At 41.3% G+C, this 24,547-nt stretch carries 19 protein-coding genes and 1 tRNA gene; 12 read left to right on the top strand and 8 right to left on the bottom strand.

The window, feature by feature from the left end:
* Nucleotides 1-14 precede the first annotated feature (14 nt).
* On the top strand, nt 15-794 hold the full coding sequence (locus DDV96_RS07490; protein WP_116694138.1) for an SH3 domain-containing protein: 780 nt from the start codon (nt 15-17) through the stop codon (nt 792-794).
* A 48-nt stretch (nt 795-842) separates the two neighbouring features.
* On the opposite strand, the gene DDV96_RS07485 is transcribed toward DDV96_RS07490, so the two are convergent.
* The 6 genes from DDV96_RS07485 to DDV96_RS07460 all read right to left on the bottom strand — a co-directional run bounded on the left by DDV96_RS07485 (nt 843) and on the right by DDV96_RS07460 (nt 7,076).
* On the bottom strand, nt 843-2,747 hold the full coding sequence (locus tag DDV96_RS07485; RefSeq protein WP_116694137.1) for a T9SS type A sorting domain-containing protein: 1,905 nt from the start codon (nt 2,745-2,747) through the stop codon (nt 843-845).
* 105 nt (nt 2,748-2,852) lie between these two features.
* On the bottom strand, nt 2,853-4,283 hold the full coding sequence (gene pyk, locus DDV96_RS07480) for a pyruvate kinase (protein ID WP_116694136.1): 1,431 nt from the start codon (nt 4,281-4,283) through the stop codon (nt 2,853-2,855).
* Nucleotides 4,283-4,774 (bottom strand): IPExxxVDY family protein, encoded by a 492-nt coding sequence (locus DDV96_RS07475; protein WP_116694135.1) that lies wholly within the window; start codon nt 4,772-4,774, stop codon nt 4,283-4,285. Before DDV96_RS07475 ends, pyk begins: the two co-directional genes overlap by 1 nt.
* 51 nt (nt 4,775-4,825) lie before the next feature.
* The gene (gene rnc, locus DDV96_RS07470) at nt 4,826-5,569 is read right to left on the bottom strand and encodes a ribonuclease III (RefSeq protein ID WP_116694134.1); all 744 of its coding nucleotides are present in this window, start codon (nt 5,567-5,569) and stop codon (nt 4,826-4,828) included.
* A gap of 7 nt (nt 5,570-5,576) precedes the next feature.
* A complete protein-coding gene (gene fabF / locus DDV96_RS07465) occupies nt 5,577-6,830 on the bottom strand; it encodes a beta-ketoacyl-ACP synthase II (RefSeq protein ID WP_116694133.1) in 1,254 nt (417 codons plus the stop codon).
* A gap of 12 nt (nt 6,831-6,842) precedes the next feature.
* Nucleotides 6,843-7,076, bottom strand: a complete 234-nt coding sequence (locus DDV96_RS07460; protein ID WP_034259990.1) for an acyl carrier protein — start codon at nt 7,074-7,076, stop codon at nt 6,843-6,845.
* 173 nt (nt 7,077-7,249) lie between these two features.
* Between DDV96_RS07460 and purN the strand changes: the two genes are divergently transcribed.
* From purN to DDV96_RS07440, 4 genes are all read left to right on the top strand, one after another.
* On the top strand, nt 7,250-7,825 hold the full coding sequence (purN, locus tag DDV96_RS07455) for a phosphoribosylglycinamide formyltransferase (protein WP_116694132.1): 576 nt from the start codon (nt 7,250-7,252) through the stop codon (nt 7,823-7,825).
* Between the two features lie 50 nt (nt 7,826-7,875).
* Nucleotides 7,876-8,517, top strand: coding sequence for a ribonuclease H1 domain-containing protein (locus DDV96_RS07450; RefSeq protein ID WP_116694131.1), 642 nt, complete (start codon nt 7,876-7,878; stop codon nt 8,515-8,517).
* Between the two features lie 94 nt (nt 8,518-8,611).
* Nucleotides 8,612-9,535 carry a PfkB family carbohydrate kinase gene (locus DDV96_RS07445; protein WP_116694130.1) on the top strand — a complete coding sequence of 308 codons (924 nt, stop codon included), beginning with the start codon at nt 8,612-8,614 and terminating at the stop codon, nt 9,533-9,535.
* 55 nt (nt 9,536-9,590) lie between these two features.
* Complete coding sequence (locus DDV96_RS07440) at nt 9,591-11,489, top strand: amidophosphoribosyltransferase (protein ID WP_116694129.1); 1,899 nt, start codon at nt 9,591-9,593, stop codon at nt 11,487-11,489.
* A 703-nt stretch (nt 11,490-12,192) separates the two neighbouring features.
* Here the strand turns inward: DDV96_RS07440 and DDV96_RS07435 are convergent.
* A complete protein-coding gene (locus DDV96_RS07435) occupies nt 12,193-12,474 on the bottom strand; it encodes a hypothetical protein (RefSeq protein ID WP_116694128.1) in 282 nt (93 codons plus the stop codon).
* A gap of 954 nt (nt 12,475-13,428) precedes the next feature.
* Complete coding sequence (locus DDV96_RS07430) at nt 13,429-14,037, bottom strand: superoxide dismutase (protein ID WP_116694127.1); 609 nt, start codon at nt 14,035-14,037, stop codon at nt 13,429-13,431.
* Nucleotides 14,038-14,201: 164 nt separating this feature from the next.
* Here DDV96_RS07430 and DDV96_RS07425 point away from each other — a divergent pair, with 164 nt between their 5' ends.
* The 7 genes from DDV96_RS07425 (at nt 14,202) to DDV96_RS07395 (ending at nt 24,543) form a co-directional block, all read left to right on the top strand.
* Complete coding sequence (locus tag DDV96_RS07425; protein WP_165805984.1) at nt 14,202-17,372, top strand: UvrD-helicase domain-containing protein; 3,171 nt, start codon at nt 14,202-14,204, stop codon at nt 17,370-17,372.
* Nucleotides 17,373-17,402: 30 nt separating this feature from the next.
* Entirely contained in the window at nt 17,403-18,605 is a 1,203-nt protein-coding gene (gene kbl, locus DDV96_RS07420) for a glycine C-acetyltransferase (protein WP_116694125.1), read from the top strand.
* Nucleotides 18,606-18,724: 119 nt separating this feature from the next.
* The gene (locus DDV96_RS07415) at nt 18,725-20,125 is read left to right on the top strand and encodes an OmpA family protein (RefSeq protein WP_116694124.1); all 1,401 of its coding nucleotides are present in this window, start codon (nt 18,725-18,727) and stop codon (nt 20,123-20,125) included.
* Between the two features lie 68 nt (nt 20,126-20,193).
* A complete protein-coding gene (locus DDV96_RS07410; protein WP_116694123.1) occupies nt 20,194-22,965 on the top strand; it encodes a PD-(D/E)XK nuclease family protein in 2,772 nt (923 codons plus the stop codon).
* Entirely contained in the window at nt 22,962-23,804 is an 843-nt protein-coding gene (locus DDV96_RS07405; protein WP_116694122.1) for an alpha/beta hydrolase family protein, read from the top strand. The genes DDV96_RS07410 and DDV96_RS07405 overlap by 4 nt, the downstream gene beginning before the upstream one ends.
* Before the next feature lie 43 nt (nt 23,805-23,847).
* Nucleotides 23,848-23,921 (top strand) — tRNA-Ala (locus tag DDV96_RS07400).
* 121 nt (nt 23,922-24,042) lie between these two features.
* Nucleotides 24,043-24,543 carry a GNAT family N-acetyltransferase gene (locus DDV96_RS07395; protein WP_116694121.1) on the top strand — a complete coding sequence of 167 codons (501 nt, stop codon included), beginning with the start codon at nt 24,043-24,045 and terminating at the stop codon, nt 24,541-24,543.
* The last annotated feature ends 4 nt before the right edge of the window (nt 24,544-24,547 follow it).

Here is a 24,547-nt window from a genome sequence, read left to right as displayed (position 1 = left end):
AAAACCCATCTATTATGAAAAAAGTAGCTTATTCCTTGCTTGTTTTTGCCGTTATTGTTTCAGTAATATCCTGTAAAAACGAAACGAAATCAAATGACGCTTCAGAAGTTTCAGAAGAAACAAACGAACTTGCCCTTGCTGAAAAAGAAACCGAAACCACGCCAGAATTTATGTATGTTACCGCATCCAGCGGACTTACCCTGCGCGAACATAACAACCTAAACAGTGAAAAAATGGGCGTGATGCCCTACGGCACCAAGGTTAAGGTGATTACTCCAGAAACGGAGGAAACCATGACCGTTGGCGGCCTAAAAGGCGGTATGCATCAAGTGGAATTTAACCAAAAAACCGGTTATGCCTTTAACGGTTACCTTTCCAAATTTTTCCCTCCAGAAGAAGACCTAAAAGCAAAAATATACGCAGAGGATTTAAAAGCACAATTCCTAGATGTTTCGTTTAATGAAACCAGTGGCGGGACTGCGAGCAAACCCACCAATACAGAGATTTTATCGCTTCCTACCGATAATTGGCATGAAGCCTTCTACATCGCGGCCGAACTATTTGATATTCCAAAGAGTTTTGCATTTCCCAACCCCAAAGGGAGCCCTGAGGAAACCGTTAAGGAAAACAACCCCAAAAGCGGTACGTGGACCAGCCAACTTACCGTAAACAGGAAAGATAATACCTTAGAAAAAATAAACTACGAGTACCGTGCCAAAGGTTTTGGGTATGAAGTCACCATAACAAAAGAGGGCAATATGATGAAGTTGGAACGGACTGAAAAAGTAGAATAAACCATAAAAACCCTAATTTGCATATCAAGAAATTAGGGTTTTATATTTTTACCGCTTCACTATTTTTTTTACCGTTTGTTCATGTTCAGAAACAAGCCTGATCAAGTACAGTCCCGAAGGCAAAAATTGAACTGGCACTTTTAAAAACTGTTCTTGTGTTTCAGTTTTAAAGTTTTGAATTAATTTTCCGTCAATGGTCAGCAATTGAACCTGTTCGATTAATGCTGCCGGATTTTGCTCAATGGACAGCACATTAAATACCGGATTGGGATAGACTTTCACGTTATTTAGCGTATTAAATTCATGGTTACCAAGCACGGAAGATTGGGTAGTGAGCACAAGTTGATTGTCGTTTCTACATGCAACGGAAAAAGTATATTCCAGGTTGCCAATGCTTGCAGTTATGGTAGTAGGCAGATTGCATCCGGTAATGTTTCCGGAAGTAGTGGCAACTATAAACTCATCATTAATTAAGGGTTCGAAGCCTAAAATCGCTTCGATTGTTCCTTGAAAATTGGCATCTCCTGTAATCTGGAGCATATCGTATTCAGTGCCCTGTGCCAAACCGTCAAGTTCTACTAGAATTTTAGCATTTGATTCGCTATTGAAATTACCGGTAAAACTTAATATACCGGGTGAAAGCCCTGGGGAAAAGGTTCCATTATTCACCATTGGGGTATTAGCGGTAATGGCCAGAGTACCGATGCCTTTCACAATTCCATTTGTGGCATTCTCAAATCCTAAATTTGAATTTACAGCCAATGTGCCTGCCTCGATATTTACGGTTCCGTTATTTTCAAAAGCTATACTGTTTACCGGTGTTGTTGTGGTTACGGATTTTTGGACCGTTCCTTCATTTAAAAACTTTCTTATGGCAGCTGCACCTGCTGTGGTAAAACCTGCATTGTCATTTAAGAATACCATCCCTGTTGAAGTGTTTAAAAAGATACCATCTACAATATTTATAGAGCTGTTCAAGTTTAATTGACTTTCATTTTGAAGCATAGTGGTCTCGATAATACCGTCGGTTCCATTGTCTATGTTCGTTGGGCTTGCAAGGATTAAGGTTCCACCGCCGCTCAAGGTATTATCTTTCCAATATAGCTTTTCACTTCCACCAAAATCTATGGTGGCCGTGGTTGGCACTTTTACATTTCCGAACCAATTGAGAGGTCCCATCAAGTTTCCAACCAGGGTACCAGAAAGCGTTGTTGTTCCGCCTATCCACTGCATTTCTGCTCCTGCGTCAATATTGTATTCGCCACCATTGAGTTTAGAATTTGGATCATTGATAATACACGTTCCTGATTGCACATTGATGGTACCTCCTTCATTTTCCAGAGACAGAAGCAGGCTTAAAGCGTTTGCTTCAATAGTACCGAAATTACGAAGAATCCCATTGGTCGTGGTAGAATTGATGAGCGGGTTGCTACCTGAAGTGGGAGCGATAGCAGAAAGTGTACCGGTTGCGGTATTTTCAAAAAGCCCTTCGATTAAAAAATCGCCCGAACCATCCGGTAGTAGATAGGTCGCATCATTTTGAATGACAGCTCCTTGAGCAATTGTTTTATTGCTTATGGTTTGGTTTGCGATAGTGCCCTCATTTATTAATGTCCCGGGGCCAGATAAGGTGCCTGTCTGCCAGTGGATGGTGGCATTTGCACCAACTACAGAGGTCTCTTCTATGCCCCATTTTCCAATAACGGTAAGCAATGCATTGCCTTGCATGGTAATAGATTTTACTTGGAGTGTCGTCGCTAGGCCAAAAATCTCAGAATCAGAACCATTGGGCAATATTACATCATGCGAGGCCCCTGGTATTGTGCCAATATCCCAATTGGCGGCAGTACGCCACCTATTGTCCGACCCACCACCAACAAAAGTGGCCGTCTGTGCTGTTGTAAGTACACTTAAAAATAAGGTTATACTTAAAAGATAGAATTTTCGATTCATGATGATAGTTTTTTATTGTTACTATCAACACATCGTATAAGTTGGAAATTGTGAGCAAAAACTTGAAAGCCGCTTAACTAAGTTCTCGAAATGAACTTAAGATTGCTATTTAACAAGCGACACCCGTAAGGTATTCACCATACCCTTATCTGCAATAGGCATTGCGGCAAGGTTTATTAGGTAATCTCCTTTATTTACATAGCCGTGATCTTTGGCAATTTGGTTAACGTCTTCCACCGTTTCATCGGTGCTTACAAACTTATCGTAATAAAACGCCTTGACGCCCCACAACAAATTTAACCGCGATAGAATGCGTTTGTTTGAGGTAAAGGCCAAAATATTGGCATCTGGCCGCCAAGCTGAAATCTGAAAAGCCGTATAGCCACTATTGGTCAACGTACATATTGCCGTAGCGTCTATTTCATTGGCCATCGTTGCTGCGTGATAGCAAACCGATTTTGTAATGTAACGGTTGGTTCTAATCTGTGGCGGCTCGTGGGGCACGGCAATTAATTTTGAGTTTTCCACGCTTCTACAGATATTGGCCATGGTTTGGATTACCTCAACCGGATATTTACCAACCGATGTTTCGCCGCTTAACATAACCGCATCGGCGCCGTCCATAACAGAGTTTGCCACATCGTTCACTTCGGCCCGCGTTGGGGTGAGCGAAGTGATCATGGTTTCCATCATCTGGGTAGCAATGATAACCGGAATACGCGCCCGTTTGGCCGTTAATACCAATTCTTTTTGAATTAATGGCACTTCTTCAGCTGGTACTTCTACCCCGAGATCGCCTCTGGCGACCATTAAACCATCACAGTAGGCTACAATTTTATCAATGTTTTTTACCGCTTCGGGTTTTTCAATTTTTGCGATGATAGGTATTTTATAATCACAATGTGCCTCAATTATAGCTTGTAATTCTTTTAAATCTTCGGCCCGACGCACAAAAGACAGTGCAATCCAATCCACCTCTTGCTCTACGGCAAAAATGGCGTCTTTTTTATCTTTTTCGGTAAGTGCCGGTAAGGAAATATTGGTATTGGGCAGGTTTACGCCTTTTCGGGAGCGTAATGGACCGCCTTGGATCACTTTGGCTTTTACCTCGTCTTTATCGTTGGTTTCCAACACCTCAAAAATAAGCTTTCCATCGTCCAGTAAAATGCGTTCGCCTGTGTTGACATCTTTCGGGAAGCTGTCGTAATTCATAAAAACTTTTTTTTGGGTACCTTCAAACTCTTTACCCGTACAAAAAAACAGCTCGTCTCCTGGCTTTAATACCACTTCCTCTTTCATCATCCCCACGCGCAATTTTGGACCTTGCAGATCGGCCAGGATTGCCGGAGTCATCCCCAGCTGTTCGCCCAATTCCCTGATAACGGCTATTCGTTTTTTCACGTCTTCGTATTTGGCATGCGAAAAGTTGATACGGAATACATTTACCCCTTCCAAGATCATATTTTTCAAGATCTCCTTCTTTGTGGTCGATGGGCCTAAGGTGGCAACTATTTTTGTTCGTTTTAATTTTAACATTAACTGAATATTAAATTGTTTTTAGATTTTATCTGTTCATTTTCTATGTGATAAGAAGAAATGACAGGTTTTATTTTATTTACTTCGGAAAGCAGTTTGTTAATAGGGGCTTGATCGTATTCTGAAGTGATTTTCAAGAAATAATCCACGTTTTTATATTCGGGAACCAAATAAGTGGTTATGTTTTCTTCCGTAGCTTGAGTCCCGAACAACCCTCCACTGGCCGTTGTATGGGCTTTGGCCGTTTTGCAGGTATTGGACACCAAATCGTACACTGTATAATTTACAGTATCTTTAAATTCAAACAAGGGAAATTGTACTTCCAGCCCATCTTTTGAAAACGCTAGATCGGTTCTTCGGCGCTTTAACCGTAAGTTTACATATTTGTTAAGGTAATACGCTAATTTAAAGGGTGCTGCACCACAGTGAATGGCCACTATTTGAAAATCTTCCTTAAAATCGTCTTCAAGCACCAATTTGAGCTTTCCCATACCCTCATTTTAGTATAAAAATAAGGATACTTTAGGTAATTACCGAAGAGCTTAGTTTAATTCTTTCTCAATTTTTTCCTGGAACTTATAATAGGCTCTTTTGGCTGCCCGTTCTTCGGCTTTCTTTTTTGAAGTGGCCCTGGCCTTGGCTATGGTTTCGTTATTTAATTTCAATTTTACGGCAAAATGCTTCACTTCGTCTTTGCCGGTATCTTCGTAAACATTGAAATTGAACTTTTGTTTGTTCTTTTGGCACCATTCAATAAAAAGACTTTTATAGCTTATTATTTTACCTTCCAACCGTTCAATGTCCACATAAGGTTTTATGACCCGTTTGTAGATAAATTTTTCGCAATACTTATAGCCGCGGTCCAAGTAAATGGCACCGACCAAAGCCTCGAAAATATTTCCGTGGATGTTTCCGCCGAACTGTTCAGAAGAAACCGAGGATTTCAGGAATTTGATCAGGTTCAAGTCGCGACCCAATTCGTTTAAGTGTTCCCGGCTCACAATTTTTGAGCGCATTTTGGTCAAATATCCTTCGTCGCCGGTGGGCACTTTATTGAAGAGATGTGCCGCAATAACCGAACCGAGCATGGCATCGCCCAAAAACTCCAGCCGTTCGTAATTTTGCGGTACGCCCTTTTTATTTGTTTCATGGAGGGAACGGTGGGTAAAGGCTTCGTTGTAGATGGAAATATCCTTAGGCTTAAACCCTAATATCTTTTTAATCGCATAAAAAAAATCCCCGTCATTTGTAGTGCGGGAATGAAATATGTGTTTTATGGATGCCATTTATTGTTTACGCGTCCAGTTTTTTGAATAATACGCAGGCATTGTGCCCTCCAAAACCAAATGTATTGCTCATCGCTACTTTAATTTCACGTTCTTGTGCTTTGTTGAGGGTAAGGTTAAGGGAAGGGTCAATGTTTTCATCTACCGTAGTATGGTTTATGGTTGGTGGTACCACACCGTTTTCCATAGCCAAGATGGAAGCGATGGCTTCAATGGCTCCGGCAGCACCCAATAAATGCCCAGTCATGGACTTGGTAGAGTTAATGTTGATATCTTTAGCATGTTCACCAAATACGCTGGTAATGGCCTTAAGTTCGGCCACATCGCCCAATGGCGTTGAAGTTCCGTGTGTATTGATGGCATCTACTTGATTTGGGCTTATCCCTGCATCGCGCAGGCAATTGAGCATTACGCGCTCTACACCTATACCATCTGGGTGGGGCGCTGTCATGTGATGGGCGTCGCTGGACATACCCCCGCCAACAATTTCGGCATAGATTTTTGCACCGCGTTTTTTGGCATGTTCATACTCTTCTAGGATCAAGGCGCCTGCTCCTTCTCCCAGTACAAAACCATCACGTGTAGCATCAAAAGGTCTTGATGCCGTTTCGGGACTGTCGTTTCGGGTAGAAAGGGCGTGCATAGCGTTAAAACCGCCCATTCCTGCTTTTGTAACCGCGGCTTCACTACCTCCAGTCACGATTACATCGCAATGGCCTAACCTAATGTAGTTCAGTGCATCGATCATGGCGTTGGCAGAAGAAGCACAAGCCGAAACCGTGGTGTAGTTTGGCCCCATAAATTTATGCTTGATAGAAATATTGCCAGGTGCGATATCGGCTATCATTTTAGGAATAAAGAAGGGGTTGAAACGTGGTGTTCCATCCCCTTCAGCAAAGTTTATCACTTCATTTTGAAAGGTTTCCAACCCACCAATTCCGGCACCCCAAATAACCCCAACGCGAAATTTATCAACTTCGTCCAGGTTTATTGCCGCATCTTTAATGGCTTCGTCTGAAGATACTAAAGCATATTGCGCAAAAGGATCCAGCTTTCGGGCTTCTTTCCTGTCAAAAAAGTCTTGTGGGTTAAACCCTTTTAACTCGCAAGCGAATTTAGTTTTGAATTTTTCGGCATCAAAATACGTGATGGGGGCACAACCGCTTTTTCCATGGACCAAACCTTCCCAATATTCGGGAATGGTGTTGCCAATGGGTGTCAATGCTCCAAGACCTGTAACTACAACTCGCTTAAGTTCCATAAAGGGCTACGTTTATTTAGCTTCTTCTATATAGGATATTGCTTGGCCTACCGTTGCTATGTTTTCGGCTTGGTCGTCCGGGATCTGGATATCGAATTCTTTTTCGAACTCCATAATAAGTTCTACCGTGTCCAAGGAATCAGCTCCTAAGTCGTTTGTAAAGCTTGCTTCGTTGACTACTTCGTTTTCGTCAACGCCTAGTTTGTCTACTATGATTGCTTTTACTCTTGATGCAATGTCTGACATAATCTTTGTTTTTTAAAATTTAATTAAGTGGCAAAAATAAAATTTTTTAATTTAATACACCATTTTAACCATAAAATGTGAACACCAATTTAAACATTTTTGGGAGAAGTATGCCCATATTGCCTTACTTTTGTTGATATTTTTATAGTACTTCATGAAAAACCCAACCTATTTTGAGTAAAAAACGCATCGTTATTTTCGCTTCGGGCAGTGGCACCAATGCCGAAAACATCATCACCCATTTTAAACAAGCAACAATTGGTGAGGTTGTTCTCGTGCTGTCCAACAACAAGAATGCCAAGGTGCTCGAACGGGCTAAAAACCACAATATCAATACGTTGCACTTTGATAAAAAAAACTTGGTTTCTGAAAAAGGCATCTTACAAACGCTTCGGGAAACAAAACCAGACCTTATTGTGCTGGCCGGTTTTTTATGGAAGTTTCCTGAAATAATCTTGAAAGAATACCCCAACAAAGTAATTAACATCCATCCGGCCTTATTGCCCAAATACGGCGGAAAAGGCATGTACGGATCCTACGTTCATAAAGCGGTTATCGCCAATAAAGAGACCGAAACGGGCATTACCATTCATTACGTGAACGAACATTATGATGAAGGAGCGATTATATTTCAGGAAAAAACAGCCCTTTCAGCACACGAAACGCCCGAAACGGTTGCTGAAAAAGTCCATGCGTTGGAGTATGAGCATTTTCCTAAGGTAATTGAGAAATTGTTGTCCCCACGCTGATACTTCGGCTCCGCTCAGCAACCAGGCGGGGAAAAATAAAACCTCTTAACATGACAAAGAAGAAACAAAAATATTACGTCGTCTGGTTTGGGAACCCCACGGGTATTTTCCATAGTTGGAAAGAGTGCAAAAAGGCCATTACAGGCGTTACCGGTGCCCAATACAAAAGTTTTGAAAGTTTAAAAGAAGCCAAAATAGCGTACAATAAAGAGTATGCCGATTATAGAGGCAAAAACACCAAACGCAAAAAAACACTCACCAAAGAGCAGTTAGAAAAAATAGGCGAACCCAATCTATATTCCATTGCGGTCGATGCGGCCTCTAGCGGTAATCCCGGAAAAATGGAATATCGCGGAGTGGATACGCAAACGCACAAGCAGCTGTTTCATCAAGGGCCGTTTATACAAGGAACCAATAATGTTGGGGAGTTTTTGGCCTTGGTTCATGGTTTGGCCTATTTAAAAAAAATAGGGAGCGATCGCATTATTTACAGCGACAGTAAAATCGCAATGGGCTGGGTAAAACGAAAAAAATGCAACACTAAATTAAAAAAGTCTTCCAAAAATAAACCATTATTTGAATTAATTGCCCGAGCGGAAACTTGGCTTAAAACCAACACCTACGCTACCAAAGTAGTGAAATGGGAAACCAAAGCGTGGGGCGAAATCCCGGCCGATTTTGGAAGGAAGTAATAATCAATTACTTACGCTTTATTCAGTCTTCGTTAAAATCATTATTTTTCTAAATTATTTCGTTAAATTTGCACCCTCAATTTAAAACCCTTTTATGAGCAAACTCGTTATTGTTGGTACCGTTGCTTTCGACGCTATTGAAACCCCTTTTGGCAAAACCGATAAAATTTTAGGAGGCGCCGCTACCTACATAGGTCTGGCCGCCAGCCAGTTTAATGCCGATGGCGCTATTGTTTCAGTCGTAGGCGGTGATTTTCCAGAGGAATATATCGCAATGTTAAAAAACAACGAGTTGGATGTTACAGGGCTTGAAGTGATCAAAGAAGGCAAAACCTTTTTTTGGAGCGGGAAATACCATAACGACATGAATTCCCGCGACACCTTGGCAACCGAGCTGAACGTATTGGAAAACTTCAACCCAAAAGTACCGGAAAACTACAAAGATGCCGAAGTAGTGATGTTAGGAAACCTGCATCCACTCGTCCAATTGAGTGTGATCGAGCAAATGGATGCCCCAAAATTAATCGTGCTGGACACTATGAACTTTTGGATGGACAACGCGTTACCCGAATTAAAACAAGCCATTGCCAAAGTAGATGTGATTACCATCAACGATGAAGAAGCAAGACAGTTAACGGGTGAATACTCCTTAGTGGTAGCAGCTCAAAAAATCATGGAAATGGGACCAAAATACGTAGTGATAAAAAAAGGGGAGCACGGCGCCTTGTTGTTTCAGGGGGAAGACGTATTTTTTGCCCCGGCCTTACCTTTGGAAGCCGTTTTTGACCCCACAGGCGCAGGCGATACCTTTGCTGGAGGGTTTACCGGATATCTGGCAAAAACCGGGGATTATAGCTTCGAAAACATGAAAAATGCCATTATTTATGGGTCGGCATTGGCTTCGTTCTGTGTGGAAAAATTTGGCACTGAACGCCTGGAAGGACTTTCAAAAAAAGAAGTCCACAAACGCTTGAAGCAATTTCAAAGCCTAACCCAATTTGATATAGCACTAACATAACAACGCGCCCTGAATTTTCGGGGCGTTTTTAATTGAATTAATATTTCAGAAAACAATGAGCGACGCTTTAAAACACGAATGCGGAATTGCAATGGTCCGGTTGCTAAAGCCACTAGAATATTACAAAGAAAAGTATGGCACGGCATTTTACGGGGTGAACAAAATGTACTTGATGATGGAAAAACAGCACAACCGTGGCCAGGACGGTGCGGGTTTTGCCAGTATAAAGCTCGATGTTTCGCCAGGGGAACGCTACATAAGCCGGGTACGCTCCAATAAAGCCCAACCCATACAGGATATTTTTGCCCAGATAAACGGCCGCATTAACGAAGCGTTTGAACACCATCCGGAATATAAAGACGACGTGGCCGCACAAAAAAAGCACATTCCCTATATAGGCGAAGTATTTTTGGGCCACGTACGCTACGGCACCTTTGGCATTAACAGCGTGGAAAACGTACATCCTTTTTTACGGCAAAACAACTGGATGCACCGTAATTTAATTATTGCCGGAAACTTCAACATGACCAACACAACCGAGCAGTTCAACAACTTGATCAAGCTTGGCATGCACCCGAAAGAAAAGGCCGACACCATTACCGTGATGGAAAAAATTGGCCATTTTCTCGATGAAGGCGTCCGGAAACTTTATAAAAAAGCGAAAAAGGCCGGGCTCAACAAAATGGAAGCCTCTCCTTTTATCGCCGAAAAATTGAAAATAGAAAAAATACTGAAAAAATCGGCCAAAGATTGGGATGGCGGTTACGCCATGGCAGGTATGCTGGGACACGGCGATGCTTTTGTATTACGCGATCCTGCCGGGATACGGCCAGCGTACTATTATAAAGATGACGAAGTGATTGTAGTAGCTTCCGAACGGCCGGCCATACAGACGGTGTTCAACGTGCCTTTTGACACTATTGAAGAAGTAGAGCCGGGGCATGCCATTATTTTGAAAAAAGACGGAAGTTTTTCAGAAAAGAAGATATTGGAGCCTTTGGAACGCAAATCCTGTTCGTTTGAGCGTATTTATTTTTCCCGCGGAAGCGATGCCGAAATCTATGAAGAACGGAAAGAACTGGGCCGCCTCGTCATGCCGAAGGTATTAAAAGAAATAGACCACGACACCGAAAACGCTGTGTTTTCTTTTATTCCGAATACAGCTGAAACGTCGTTCTACGGCATGCTAGATGCTGCACAAAACGAACTGAACAAGCAGAAAAACGAAGCCATTCTCAAAGAGGAAGGAAATTTAACGACCGAAAGGCTTCAGCAGATACAAGAACATAAAATACGTACTGAAAAAATTGCGATTAAAGACGTTAAGCTGCGAACCTTTATTACCGAAGACAGCAGCCGGGACGACTTGGTAGCCCACGTGTACGATGTTACCTACGGAGTGGTTAAGCCAACGGACAGTTTGGTTATAATCGACGATAGCATTGTACGCGGAACCACGTTGAAAAAAAGCATTTTAAAAATGTTAGACCGCTTGCACCCCAAGCAAATTATCGTGGTATCGTCTGCACCACAAATTCGTTACCCCGATTGTTATGGTATCGACATGGCTCGGTTGGAAGATTTAGTGGCTTTTCAGGCTGCTTTGGCACTGCACAAAGAACGAGGCACCTATGGTATTGTTGAAGAAATTTACAACAAGTGCAAAGAACAGCTTGAAACAGAAACCAATGAAACAGTAAATCACGTGAAAGAATTGTATGCACCGTTCAGTGATCAAGAAATTTCAGATAAGATAGCCGAGATCATAAGTGTTGAAGATATTCAAGCCGATGTGAAGTTGATTTTCCAGTCGGTGGACGACCTGCACAAAGCCTGTCCCAAAAATTTGGGCGATTGGTATTTTACAGGCAATTACCCAACCGACGGCGGAAAACGCGTAGTAAATAAAGCGTACGTCCATTTTTACGAAGGAAACCCAGAACGGGCCTACTAAATTGTTTGAAACACAGCATAATCTGCCGTAATTACGTTGTTAATCGATTATATTAGACAGTTCGTCCAATAGTAGGAAAAGCCTTATTGTGGAACTGAAAAAATACTATATATTTGATCTATACCATAGCATAAGTAGGTTAAGTTTATGGTAAGATTTGGGGCAAAAAAAGGTGAACGCTTGTTCGCCTTTTTTTATGCGCCAAATTCGGGGTGGCGAGCTATACCTAAAATTTCAATCTTAAAGATAGATTTGGGTTGCGAGCCGTTTTCACCGCTCTTGAACCTTTTTTGCCTTTTCACGTCCCGGCGTGCAGGTTTATGCCCTAAAATCTAAAAAGAGTGGCGGGCTATGTCACACTTTTTTGGGGCTTATTCGCCCTTTTTTACTTTCAGCGCTTAGCTTATTAACTATTCTCAAACTAGACTGGTGAGCAATAGCCTTAGCTTTACCCTTGTCGCGTGCGCTTTTCTTGCGAGCCGTTTTCACCGCTCTTGAACCTTGTTCGCCTTTTCACGCTCCAGTTTATAGGTTTATACTTTAAACTCAAAAGAGATAACAAGCTATATCAAAATTGAAGAAATAATTTCATCAAGGGCCGTTTATATTTCTCCTCTAACACGCTTTACATAGTTTCTTACAGGAAAGGAATAAAATTTAGCGGACGGGAGTTATGTTATTTATTTTATTCAGAAACCTCAATTTATATCCGCAACATCCTATGATACGTAGAGTTGCAATTGGACCCAAACCTGAGCACATAATTTTTCAAGATGTTGAAAATATTCTTTTTATCAGGCTTATCAACCTCGGTCAGGGTATGTTCAATATCCTCAAACTTGCGGTCCAACGAATGCAGGTCTTTGATTAAGTAGCGTTTCTTATTCTTATGGATAGGTCTTTTGGTATGTTTTTTCTTTCCAGATATTTCCTGAACCGAATATTTTATTTTCAGTATATAATATTTGTTATCGTCATGAGTCATAAGTCGTTCATTTTTATCAACCTCAAATATATAAAAATTTGAAAAGTTAACCTTAAATTTACATTTACATAACGTTAAAGCAATATTAGCGAGCCAATATGTTAACCGAAAAGTGAAAAAGATACATTATTGGCAAGTCCTTCGTCCAAAACCCATATTCCGAAAGAAAGACCTATAAAAATTAATCTTTTAATCGAAAATTAACGCACTTTATCTAAAAACCTGAAGCTGAAAGAATTATTATCCTATATTTGAACCATACCATAGCATAAGTAGGTTAAGTTCATGGTAGATTTGGGGCAAAAAAAGGTGGATTTTTTCCACCTTTTTTTATGCGCCAAATTTGGGGTGGCGAGCAATAGCCAGAACTTTACTCTTGTTAAATGCCCTTTTCTTGCGAGCCGTTTTTAGTTCCCCATGATCTTTCCACCTTTTTACCCCCAGCGTGTAGGTTTATGCCCTAAATCTAAAAAGGGTGGCGAGCAATAGCCAGAACTTTATTCGTATTAAATACACTTTTATTGCGAGCCGTTTTTAGTTTCCCATGATCTTTCCATCTTTTTATGCCTCGCGCGTGTAAGTTTAAGCGTCAAAATTGGGGTGGTTTACTATTTTACAATTGGTAAGCAGGCGAGCATGTTTGAGGTTTTAATATCGAAGAAAATTGTTAACGCCAGCCGTTTCATCTTTTCTTTCCAAACACGTATTCCTATTTTCAAAATATACCGACAAGGAGGTCTGCGGCAGCACACTGGGGTTACTCTCATCACATCGGTTTGCAAGAAGAAGTTTGCCATGACTTATTTTGACAACCTCAAGAAAAACATAACTCTTTACTCGAATGAAAATCTTTACTGTTCCTCGTTTACAAAACTGGATCGCAAATTAAATGTATGTGACTAAAAAATCCCACCGTTTCCAGTGGGATTTTCTACAATTAACCTGTTCCGTGGTTTATTTATTTTGCTCGTAACGTTTAGAAACTTCATCCCAATCTATCACATTGAAAAATGCGTTTACATAATCGGGCCTGCGGTTTTGGTAGTTTAGGTAATAGGCGTGCTCCCATACATCTAAGCCTAATATTGGGGTGCCGCCACAACCTACGCCCGGCATTAATGGGTTGTCTTGGTTAGGTGTGGAACAGATTTCCACTTTTCCACCATCGTGCACGCACAACCAAGCCCATCCTGAGCCAAACTGTCCTTTGGCCGCCGAAGAGAATTTCTCTTTAAAATCTTCAAAACTTCCATAGGCACTGTTTATCGCTTCAGCTAAAGCACCTGAAGGTTTTCCGCCACCATTGGGCGACATAATTTCCCAAAACAAACGGTGATTGTAGAATCCGCCGCCATTATTACGAACGGCTTTATTGTCCATATCAAGATTGTTCAAAATATTCTCGATAGTCTTACCATCTTTGTCGGTTCCTTCAATGGCTGCATTTAATTTATCGGTATAGCCTTTGTGGTGTTTGTCGTGATGGATTTCCATCGTTTTCGCATCAATGTGAGGTTCTAAAGCATCAAAAGCATAGTCTAATTTCGGTAATTCGAAAGCCATAATTATATTATTTTTTAGTTATTTATTTGTTTTTTCTTTTCGTACTTTACCAAAGGTACACAGAACATCCTTTAAAAAATGTTATAAATTTTATAAGATTTTATAATGATATAGATTATATTGATACTTTCTGAAAAACAGTTTACAATTTCAACTTGAACAATTTGAAATCAACCCAGCCATTTACCATCTACAATGCCGCTGCAGGAAGCGGAAAGACTTTTACCCTTGTTAAAGCGTACCTGAGCAAACTGTTGCTATCCCAAAAAGAGGGGAGCTACAAAAATCTCTTGGCGATTACCTTTACCAACAAAGCCGTGGCCGAAATGAAACAGCGTATCGTTTCAAATCTGGTGGCATTTTCAAAAGAGGCATCGGTTGCCAATCCACCGAAAATGATGACGCTGCTCGCGGCCGACACAGGCTTGAGCCTTAAAGACATCCAGACTGCCTCAAAAGCAATACTAAAACATTTGTTGCATCATTATTCGGCTTTTAGCGTGGATACCATAGACCGTTTTAACCATCAATTGCTGCGCACCTTTGCCAGGGACTTAAAGCTGTCGAGCAATTTTGAAGTGAGCCTGGACACCGAACAGCTTTTGGCCGAAGCAGTGGATCAATTAATCAGTAAAGCAGGCGAGGACAAACAAATTACCAACATCCTGCTGGATTTTGCCCTTGAAAAAACAGACGACGACAAATCTTGGGACATTGCCCGCGATATCACCAAAACGGCTTCGCTTCTTTTTTCTGAAAACGAAACACAACACGTGGAGCAACTTAAAGAGCGATCGCTGGATGATTTTTTAAGCTTCAAAAAAACGCTTTATAAAAGCTTGGAAGCCACAAAAAAAGAATTGCTTGGCGTCACCACGTCCCTTTTTGTACTTTTGGAGCGCAATGGCTTGGACCGTTCCTGCTTTTCACGCGGTAGTTTTTACGATCATTTTGTAAAACTGTCCCAAGGTACTGCTTCCATTAATTTTGATACCCAATGGCAACAAAAGGTACTGGATGAAGAACCGCTGTACACCAAATCGACCGATGATACGATAAAAGCGGTAATGGATGGACTCTCTTCTGTTTTCAAAGAAAAATTTAAGGACAGTAAGGCCTTGTTCTTCAAGATCGACTTGTTGGAAAACATATTGAAAAACCTCACGCCACTTTCAGTAATAAACCTGGTGCAACAAGAAATAGAAAATATTAAAGAAGAAAAGAACATCTTGCCCATTTCAGAATTCAACTCCATCATCAACAAAGAAATAAAAAACCAGCCCGCTCCCTTTATTTATGAGCGTTTGGGCGAACGGTACCGTCATTATTTTATCGATGAGTTTCAAGACACCTCGCAACTGCAGTGGGAAAACCTCATTCCGTTAATAGAGAATGCCCTGTCGCAGCAAATCCAGGATGAAAGCCCAGGAACCTTGCTATTGGTGGGCGATGCCAAACAATCCATTTACCGTTGGCGTGGTGGAAAACCCGAGCAGTTTATGGACCTTTATGGCGGCAAGAGCCCTTTTGCCACCTCAAAACCCGTGGTGGAAAATTTAGGCACCAATTTCCGGAGCTGTGAGGAAATTATTTCGTTCAACAATTCGTTCTTCACTTTTGTTTCGCAATATTTTGGAGATGCTACCCACACTCAATTATATGAAGTGGGCAACAAACAAAAATCCACCCAAAAAGACGGCGGATACGTGCAAATTGAATTTATTGAAAAACAAACAGCGTCCGAAAAGGAAGAAGCTTATGCAAATTTGATCCTGCAAACCATACGTGATTTAAAAAACAACGGCTATCAGGAGCAGGACATCTGTATTTTAACCCGCCGCAAAAAAGAGGGCATTGCGTTGGGCACGCGACTAATGGAACAAGGGATTTCGGTTGTTTCTTCTGAAACATTATTGCTGCAGTCTTCGCCGCTCGTGCAAGGATTGATGCACATACTTACCTATTCGCTACAACCTGAAAATGAAGAAGCGAAAATTAACATGCTCGATTTTATTTACAGCCACTTATCAGTTTTGGAGCCCACCAATTGGGACAACATTGAAAAGCACACCTTTTTTGCTCAGTTTTTGAATAAAACTGCAGACGAAGTATCACAACTACTAATGCAAAATAAAATTGATTTCCATCCCAATACCATCCACACGGTATCGCTGTACGAAGCTTTTGAATATTGCATCCGGCAGTTGAGCTTAGGAGAAGTTGCAGATGCCTACCTCTTCGGTTTTATGGATTTGGTATATGAATTTGAACAGCAGCCCTTGGCCTCAAAAACCGCTTTTTTAGACTATTGGGACGTCAAAAAGGAAAAAGCATCAATCGCAGCGGCTGAAACTGCCGGTGCGGTACGCTTAATGACCATCCATAAAGCGAAAGGACTGGAATTCCCTGTTGTGTTGTTTCCTTTTGCCGAAACCGACCTGTACAAAGAAATAGAACCGAAAACGTGGTTCGGGGCGCCGGAAAACGAGTTTGGTTTTAAAGAAACATTGATCAACTTTAACAGCAATGTGGCGCAATACAGTGAAACAGGCGCCGAAAAGTACCGTTTACGCCAAAACACACTGGAGCTGGACAATCTGAACCTCTTGTACGTTACCCTTACCCGCCCCGTGGAGCAGCTTTACATATTTACCGAACAGCCCAGCAAGGTAAAAGACCGCCCCAAAAATTTCAGTCAGCTGTTTATGGAGTACCTTAAACACGAACGGCAATGGCAAGATGACCAATTTTTGTATCAATTTGGTGAAAAAGAAAATAAAGAAATAAAGAAAGAAGAAGCCGTAAGCGGTATGGTCGTACCCAAATACATCAACACGGCCCCTGCAGACCACAAGTTAAACATCGTAACCAAAGATGCTTTTTTGTGGGATTCTGAAACCGAAGCTGCCATTTTAAGTGGAAACCGCTTTCACGATATCATGGCCGAAATCACTTATGAGAGCGATGCTTCAGCAGTATTGGAAACCCTTAACAAACGGTCTATCGTTACCGAAGAGGATTTCAATGTATTGAAAGAAACAGTTTCCGCCGTGATACACCACGAGGAATTGTGTCACTTGTTTCAGAAGACGAACAAGGTAGAAAATGAACGGGATTTGATTACTTCAGAAGGAAAAGTCTTGCGGCCGGACCGTTTGGTGTTCCATCCCGATGGCAGGGTCACCATTGTCGATTACAAAACTGGGAGCCCATTGAAAAAACACGTCAAGCAAATAAACGAATACGCCGCGGCCCTTTCGGAAATGAAATTTACAATAGCTGAAAAAATACTGGTTTATACTTCAGAAAATGGAATACTTATAAATAAAGCCTAACTTTGTAGATGAAGACAAAAACAAATTGATATGTACGGAAAAATTAAAGAACACCTGCAAGAAGAACTTCAGGAAATAAAAAACGACGGACTTTTTAAGAAAGAGCGCATCATTACTTCACCACAAGATGCTGTCATTAAAATTTCAACAGGGCAAGAAGTGATCAACTTCTGCGCCAACAACTATTTGGGCCTTTCTTCGCACCCAGAAGTCATCCAAGCCGCCAAGGACGCGATGGACACCCACGGTTTTGGAATGTCATCCGTTAGGTTTATCTGCGGCACACAGGACATCCACAAAGAGCTGGAACAAAAAATTGCCGATTTTTACCAAACCGAAGACACCATATTATACGCAGCTTGTTTTGATGCCAACGGTGGTGTGTTTGAACCATTGCTTACAAAAGAAGATGCCATTATCTCAGATTCCTTGAACCACGCCTCCATTATAGACGGCGTGCGGTTGTGTAAAGCCGCCCGCTATCGGTATAAGAATAATGATATGAACGATCTGGAACAGCAGTTGATCGCTGCCAACGACAATGGCGCCCGCTTTAAGATCATCGTGACCGATGGGGTCTTTTCCATGGACGGCCTGGTGGCACCTTTGGATGAAATATGTGATCTGGCAGACCAATACGATGCATTGGTCATGATAGATGACTGCCACGCTACTGGATTTATTGGTGAAACAGGGCGTGGGACCTTAGAAGAAAAAGGTGTTATGGACCGGGTGGATATTATTACAGGCACCTTGGGCAAAGCCATGGGCGGAGCTATGGGTGGTTATACCACGGGCAAGAAAGAAATAATCGAGATGTTGCGCCAGCGATCTAGGCCCTATTTGTTTTCAAACTCCTTGGCACCGGCCATTGTTGGCGCCTCTATTAAAGTATTTGATATGTTGCGCAACAACAACGAGTTAAAGGATCAATTGGAGCAAAACACGGCTTACTTTAAAAAAGGCATAAAAGATGCCGGTTTCGATATTATTGACGGTGATGCTGCTATTGTCCCTGTCATGCTTTATGATGCCAAACTATCACAAGACATGGCCGATATGTTGCTGGAAGAAGGCATTTATGTGATTGGTTTTTTCTATCCAGTTGTACCAAAAGGCAAAGCGAGAATACGGGTACAACTATCTGCCGCACACACAAAAGAGCATTTGGACACAGCCATAAAGGCCTTTATCAAGGTGGGCAAAAAATTGAATATTATTAAGACTGAATAAACTAATTTTGCTGGCGAAAGGGGCTGTATTTGTGAAAATTTTAATAGATTTGACTTTGTTTATAAGTTATAACAACTTACTTTTGCTCTAATTAACACTTAAAAATTAAACAATCGAATATGAAACATCTTAACAGTTTATTAGTTGCTGCCATCCTATTTATGGGTATTGGCGTAGCGAACGCACAGGACGAAAACAACCCTTGGGCTTTTGAGATTGGTGTCAATGCTGTTGACGTCTTTCCCGTTGGCCTTGAGGACGGTCAAACAGAAAATTCCCCAATGAGAGGCGAGTTTTTTGACGAATACTTCAACGTAAATGACCACTGGAACATTTTACCTTCTGTATCTAAAATTGCCGTAAGCCGATATGTAGGTAGCGGTTTCACTTTTACTGCTGTTGGTTCTATTAACAGAATCGATAAAGTTGGTGATGTGAGTGTAGACGATATGAGCTACTATGCTGCAGATGGTGAAATTAGATATAGCTTTAGAGACCTGATCAACGGTCCAGGCGGATGGTTTGATCCATCTCTTGGTGTTGGTGGTGGTTACACCTGGGTTGACGACATAGGCTTTGGTACTGCCAACGGTTTGGCCAGTATTAAAATCTGGTTCGCCGAAAACGTAGCGTTAAACCTACAATCAACTTATAAACATGCCTTTGAAGATGATTACGGTGTAAAGCATTTCCAACATTCTGCTGGTATCTTGTTTAAGTTTGGTGGAAAAGACACCGATGGAGACGGCATCTACGATCAAAATGATGAGTGTCCAGAAACTCCCGGCCTTCCAGAATTCAACGGTTGTCCTGACACTGACGGTGACGGCATTGAGGACAGAAACGATGCATGTCCAGAAACTGCTGGTTTAGCAGAGTTCAACGGTTGTCCTGACACTGATGGTGATGGAATCCCAGATCCTCAAGACGACTGTCCTACAGTTGCTGGATTGGCTGCATTGAACGGTTGTCCTGATGCTGATGGAGACGGAATCGCTGACAAAGACGATGAGTGTCCTAACGAAGCAGGACCTGCTTCCAACAACGGTTGCCCATACGAAGATAGAGATGGCGACGGTGTATTGGATAAAGATGACCAATGTCCTGATGTTGCTGGTACTGTTGCTAACAACGGTTGTCCAGAAGTAACTGTTGAGGTAATTAAAGAAATCAACGAGTATTCTAAAACTATCTTGTTTGATTACGATAAAGCTACCATCCGTCAAGAGTCTTACGGTGCACTACAGAGCATCGCAGACATTATGAAGGAGTATCCAAATACCGTGTTCCATATTGAAGGACACACAGATAGTAGAGGTAGTGATGCTTACAATATGAAGCTTTCTAAAGAAAGAGCAGCTTCTGTAATGGATTACTTAACCACTATCGGTATGCCAGCCAACAGATTGACTTCTGAAGGTTATGGTGAAGAGCGACCAGTTGCTACTAACAAAACAGCTGCTGGAAGACAGCAAAACCGACGTGTTGAAATTTCCCTTAACAAAAACAGGGATAAGTAATAAGCGACACGCTTAAATAAATAGCAGAAACGCCTCCGTAAATCGGGGGCGTTTCTTATTTTTAGGGTATGCAAACATTTTTGGAAGAAACCCTGCTTAGCTTAAAAAAAAACCACGATGACATTGCCGAACTTACGCTCGTCCTACCCAGTAAACGCGCCGGTGGTTTCCTTAAAAACTATTTGGGAAAACACGCACAGACGGCTTCGTTTTTACCGAAAATAATCAGTATTGAAACTTTTATAGAACAGGTCTCGGGCCTTTCGATCATAGATAGTACCGAACTACTTTTTAAAAGCTACCAAGTTTATTTAAACACTGCTTCTTTTTCTGAAAAAGGGAACTTTGAAAACTACAGCACCTGGGCACCCACACTGCTTAACGATTTTAATGAAATTGACCGCTATTTGGTCGATCCAAAAGCTTTCTTCACATATTTGGGCAGCATAAAAACTTTGGAGCGCTGGAACTTACAAGAAGAGAAAACCGAACTTATTGAAAAATACCTGCAATTCTGGAACAGTCTGTTGGATTTGTACAACAACATAAAACAAATACTGCTAAAAGAAGCTATAGGATATCAAGGACTGGTGTATCGAGTGGCTTCAGAAAAAATAAAAACCTACAGTAAAGAACGTAAAAACGAAAAATATGCTTTTATAGGCTTTAATGCTTTAAACGCCGCCGAGCAACACATTATACAACACCTATTGCAAACCGGTAATACAGAAGTGTATTGGGATGCCGATGAAACCTTTATGAACGACCCCAAACATAGTGCTTCACTTTTCATAAGAAGGTACTTAAAAAAATGGGGATATTATAAAAACGAATCTGCCAACAAAGAAAAAAACAGACCGCAAGGCATCACCGACCATTTTAAAGCTAAAAAAGACATTCATTTTGTAGAAGTGCAAAAAAATATAGGCCAAGCAAAGTATGTGGGCGAACTTTTGGCGGGTTATTCCAAAGAAAAACTCCATAAAACCGCAGTGGTTTTGGCCGACGAGAATTTGCTCATCCCAATGCTTCACTCCCTGCCACCCAATGTCGATTCGGTGAATGTAACCATGGGTGCAGTGCTCAAGAACGTTCCGGCCACATTATTTTTTGAACTCCTATTATCGTTGCACTCAGTTGTTTCAGGAGCATCAAAAGAACAATCAAAGTGGATGTACTATAAGGATATTTTAAGCCTAATCAACCATCCCTTAGGAACGGTTTTGCTCTCCAGTGCTTCAGATATTTCACATAAAATAAGCACTGAAAACAAAACCCATCTCAGCAGTAAGGACATCTCGCAGTTTTCAGATAAAGAGGATGCTAAAATGGTTGCCCTCTTATTTCAAGATTGGGGAAATAAAAGCGAAACAGCTGTAACAAATTGTTTGAAGATACTGAACGAGCTGAAGAAGCAATTTCAGGAAAACCCTGTGCAACGCGTTGTTTTGTATCAACTATACCAGATATTCAGCAAGATCGAAGCTTTAAACCATGATTACCCACATTTAGACTCGGTAAAGACCGTTCAAAGCCTGTTCGCCGAACTGGTGGCCACCACCTCGCTGGATTTTGAAGGTGATGCGTATGAAGGGTTACAAATTATGGGTGTCTTGGAAACCCGGGTGCTCGATTTTGAAAACATCATCGTTACCTCGGTCAATGAAGGGGTATTACCCACTGGCAAATCGAACGCATCGTTTATTACTTACGATTTGAAAAAAGAGTTCAACCTGCCGCTTTATACCGAAAAAGATGCTATTTACACCTATCATTTTTACCATATGCTACAACGGGCCAAAGAGGTTACGTTGTTGTATAACAATCATTCCGAAGGCATAAACACAGGCGAAAAAAGCCGTTTTCTACTGCAGTTGGAAATTGAAAAGCAAGCCAACCATACTATTTCCAAAACGGTTTTGTCGCCTAAAATCACGCCAACGGTACAAACAATGAAAACCATCGAAAAAACAGATGCGGTAATGCAACGATTGCAGGAAATTGCCGGCAAAGGGTTCTCTCCTTCGGCACTAACCAGCTACATACGTAACCCAATTGATTTTTATTTTCAGAAAATATTGCGACTCCAAGAAACCGAAGAAGTGGAAGAAACCGTTGCAGCCAATACGCTTGGTACCATTGTTCATGATACCTTGGAAATATTTTACAAACCGCATGAGGGAAAGCTGCTCACTTCGGAAATATTAAACAATTTAAAACCAAAAATTGAAGAAGAAGTCACCAAGCAATTTAAAGATACGTTCAAAGGCGGAACCTTCGATAAAGGCAAAAACCTTATCATTTTTGAGGTGGCGAAACGCTACATTGAAAATTTCATCAACCACGAAATTTCAGAAATAAAAGCCGGCAACGAGATAAAGATTATTTCCATTGAAAACAATTTAGACGTTGACCTCCCCATTTCAGAATTACCATTTCCAGTAAAAATAAGGGGAAAGGTGGACCGCGTGGACCAATACAACGGTCAATTGCGCATTATCGATTATAAAACCGGAAAAGTGGCACAAAATAACGTAGAATTGGTAGATTGGGAAGAAATTTCCTTAGATTATAAATACAGCAAGTCGTTTCAGGTATTGGCATATGCGTTGATGTTCAACCACGAAAAGCCCTTTGAAAATACTGAAGCCGGCATTATATCTTTTAAGAACCTCAACAACGGATTTTTAAAGTTCGGAAAGAAAGAAAAAGTCCGGGGCGGTGCAAAAGACCAAATCATTACGCAAGCAACACTGGATGCGTTTGCTGTGGAATTGAAAAAATTAATCTTGGAAATCTGCACTAAAGAAATTCCGTTCACTGAAAAAGAAATTGAATGATGATTGAACACAATAACATACTGCATAGAGCGCACAAAAAACCCATTGTTTACGATGTGTATTTTACCGAAACCCAAAAACCAAAACCCATAGTCATTTTTTGCCATGGCTACAAAGGTTTTAAAGATTGGGGTGCTTGGCATTTAGTGGCAGAAGCGTTTGCCAAGGCCGGTTTCTTCTTTATAAAATTCAATTTTTCTTACAATGGTGGGACGGTGGATGAGCCCATTGATTTTCCAGATTTGGAGGCTTTTGCCCAAAACAATTACACCAAAGAACTGGACGATTTAGAGTACGTGATCGACTATGTTGCAACTACCAAACGCTATGTGCAAGAAGCCGAAGTGAAAAACATTTCGTTGATTGGCCACAGCCGTGGCGGTGGAATCGCATTGATTAAAGCCGAAGAAAACGATAAAATAAAAAAAGTCGTCACTTGGGCAGGCGTAAGTGATTATAAAGTCCGTTTTAAGGAAGGCAGCAACGAATTTAAGGAATGGAAAGAAAAAGGCGTTAAATACGTTGAAAACGGCCGCACTAAGCAACAAATGCCACACTACTTTCAGTTTTACACCAATTTTAAAGAAAATGAAGAGCGGCTCACCATTAAAAGAGCGGTTGAACAGTTGGAAATTCCGCAGTTGATCGTTCACGGGGGTAACGATTCTACAGTTTCGGCTGCAGAAGCCAAAAACTTGCACCAATGGAGTCCAGAAAGCACCTTGAAAATCATCGAAGACGCCAACCACGTTTTTGGCACTAAGCACCCTTGGGAAAAAGGCGGGTTACCTTCCCCGATGCAGGAAGTTGTTAATTTTACCATAGATTTTTTAAAATAATGCCATACTTTTAAAAAATTGCTTATTTTCGCATTCCACAATTGGGGCATTAGCTCAGTTGGCTAGAGCGTTTGGCTGGCAGCCAAAAGGTCATCGGTTCGACTCCGATATGCTCCACTTAAAAGCAAGGTTTTAAAAAGGCCTTGCTTTTTTTGTTTTACGGATTTTGTTTTACTGAAAAGCTATATTTTCGGTCATAGCAAAGCCTCTTAATTAGAGTAAAACTTTTTTAACTAAAATGATTCGGAAAGCAAAAACCACGGAAATCGAAGAAATTGTCGCGATAACCCGCGCCTGCGCCGCTAAAATGTTGACCGAAAACATTTTTCAATGGAATGAGCACTATCCTACCAAAGCTGCATCTCAAAAAGACACAAAACGAGGCGAGCTATACGTGCTTGTCATTTCAGGGAATATCATTGGTAGCATTGTTCTTTCAACTTTAAAAGACGAAGAATACAATACTGTTACTTGGCTTACCGAAGATGGCAACAACTATTACATCCACCGTTTGGCCATCCATCCAAAACATCAACACAAAGGCTACGCCAAGCGCTTAATGGATTTTGCCGAACAAAGGGCTAAAGACAGTGGTGCGGTTTCCGTTCGGTTGGACACCTTCAGCCAAAACAAACGCAACCAAAAGTTTTATAAAGCCCGTGGTTATCAAAAACTAAGTTCCATTTATTTTCCAAAGCAAAGCGAACACCCTTTTTATTGCTATGAGTTGGTCTTTTAAGGTT

Origin of the sequence: Marixanthomonas spongiae, from assembly GCF_003095375.1 — a bacterium.
GTDB classification, from domain to species: Bacteria; Bacteroidota; Bacteroidia; order Flavobacteriales; family Flavobacteriaceae; genus Marixanthomonas; species Marixanthomonas spongiae.
The sequence above is the reverse complement of the archived record's forward strand: the minus strand, read 5'-3'. Positions and strand labels throughout refer to the sequence as shown.

Excerpts from the sequence above, each read along its gene's own strand:
- DDV96_RS07490 (WP_116694138.1), top strand. The coding sequence starts at position 15 with ATGAAAAAAGTAGCTTATTCCTTGCTTGTTTTTGCCGTTATTGTTTCA.
- DDV96_RS07485 (WP_116694137.1), bottom strand. The coding sequence starts at position 2,747 with ATGAATCGAAAATTCTATCTTTTAAGTATAACCTTATTTTTAAGTGTA.
- pyk (WP_116694136.1), bottom strand. The coding sequence starts at position 4,283 with ATGTTAAAATTAAAACGAACAAAAATAGTTGCCACCTTAGGCCCATCG.
- DDV96_RS07475 (WP_116694135.1), bottom strand. The coding sequence starts at position 4,774 with ATGGGAAAGCTCAAATTGGTGCTTGAAGACGATTTTAAGGAAGATTTT.
- rnc (WP_116694134.1), bottom strand. The coding sequence starts at position 5,569 with ATGGCATCCATAAAACACATATTTCATTCCCGCACTACAAATGACGGG.
- fabF (WP_116694133.1), bottom strand. The coding sequence starts at position 6,830 with ATGGAACTTAAGCGAGTTGTAGTTACAGGTCTTGGAGCATTGACACCC.
- DDV96_RS07460 (WP_034259990.1), bottom strand. The coding sequence starts at position 7,076 with ATGTCAGACATTGCATCAAGAGTAAAAGCAATCATAGTAGACAAACTA.
- DDV96_RS07450 (WP_116694131.1), top strand. The coding sequence starts at position 7,876 with ATGACAAAGAAGAAACAAAAATATTACGTCGTCTGGTTTGGGAACCCC.
- DDV96_RS07445 (WP_116694130.1), top strand. The coding sequence starts at position 8,612 with ATGAGCAAACTCGTTATTGTTGGTACCGTTGCTTTCGACGCTATTGAA.
- DDV96_RS07440 (WP_116694129.1), top strand. The coding sequence starts at position 9,591 with ATGAGCGACGCTTTAAAACACGAATGCGGAATTGCAATGGTCCGGTTG.
- DDV96_RS07435 (WP_116694128.1), bottom strand. The coding sequence starts at position 12,474 with ATGACTCATGACGATAACAAATATTATATACTGAAAATAAAATATTCG.
- DDV96_RS07430 (WP_116694127.1), bottom strand. The coding sequence starts at position 14,037 with ATGGCTTTCGAATTACCGAAATTAGACTATGCTTTTGATGCTTTAGAA.
- kbl (WP_116694125.1), top strand. The coding sequence starts at position 17,403 with ATGTACGGAAAAATTAAAGAACACCTGCAAGAAGAACTTCAGGAAATA.
- DDV96_RS07415 (WP_116694124.1), top strand. The coding sequence starts at position 18,725 with ATGAAACATCTTAACAGTTTATTAGTTGCTGCCATCCTATTTATGGGT.
- DDV96_RS07410 (WP_116694123.1), top strand. The coding sequence starts at position 20,194 with ATGCAAACATTTTTGGAAGAAACCCTGCTTAGCTTAAAAAAAAACCAC.
- DDV96_RS07405 (WP_116694122.1), top strand. The coding sequence starts at position 22,962 with ATGATGATTGAACACAATAACATACTGCATAGAGCGCACAAAAAACCC.
- DDV96_RS07395 (WP_116694121.1), top strand. The coding sequence starts at position 24,043 with ATGATTCGGAAAGCAAAAACCACGGAAATCGAAGAAATTGTCGCGATA.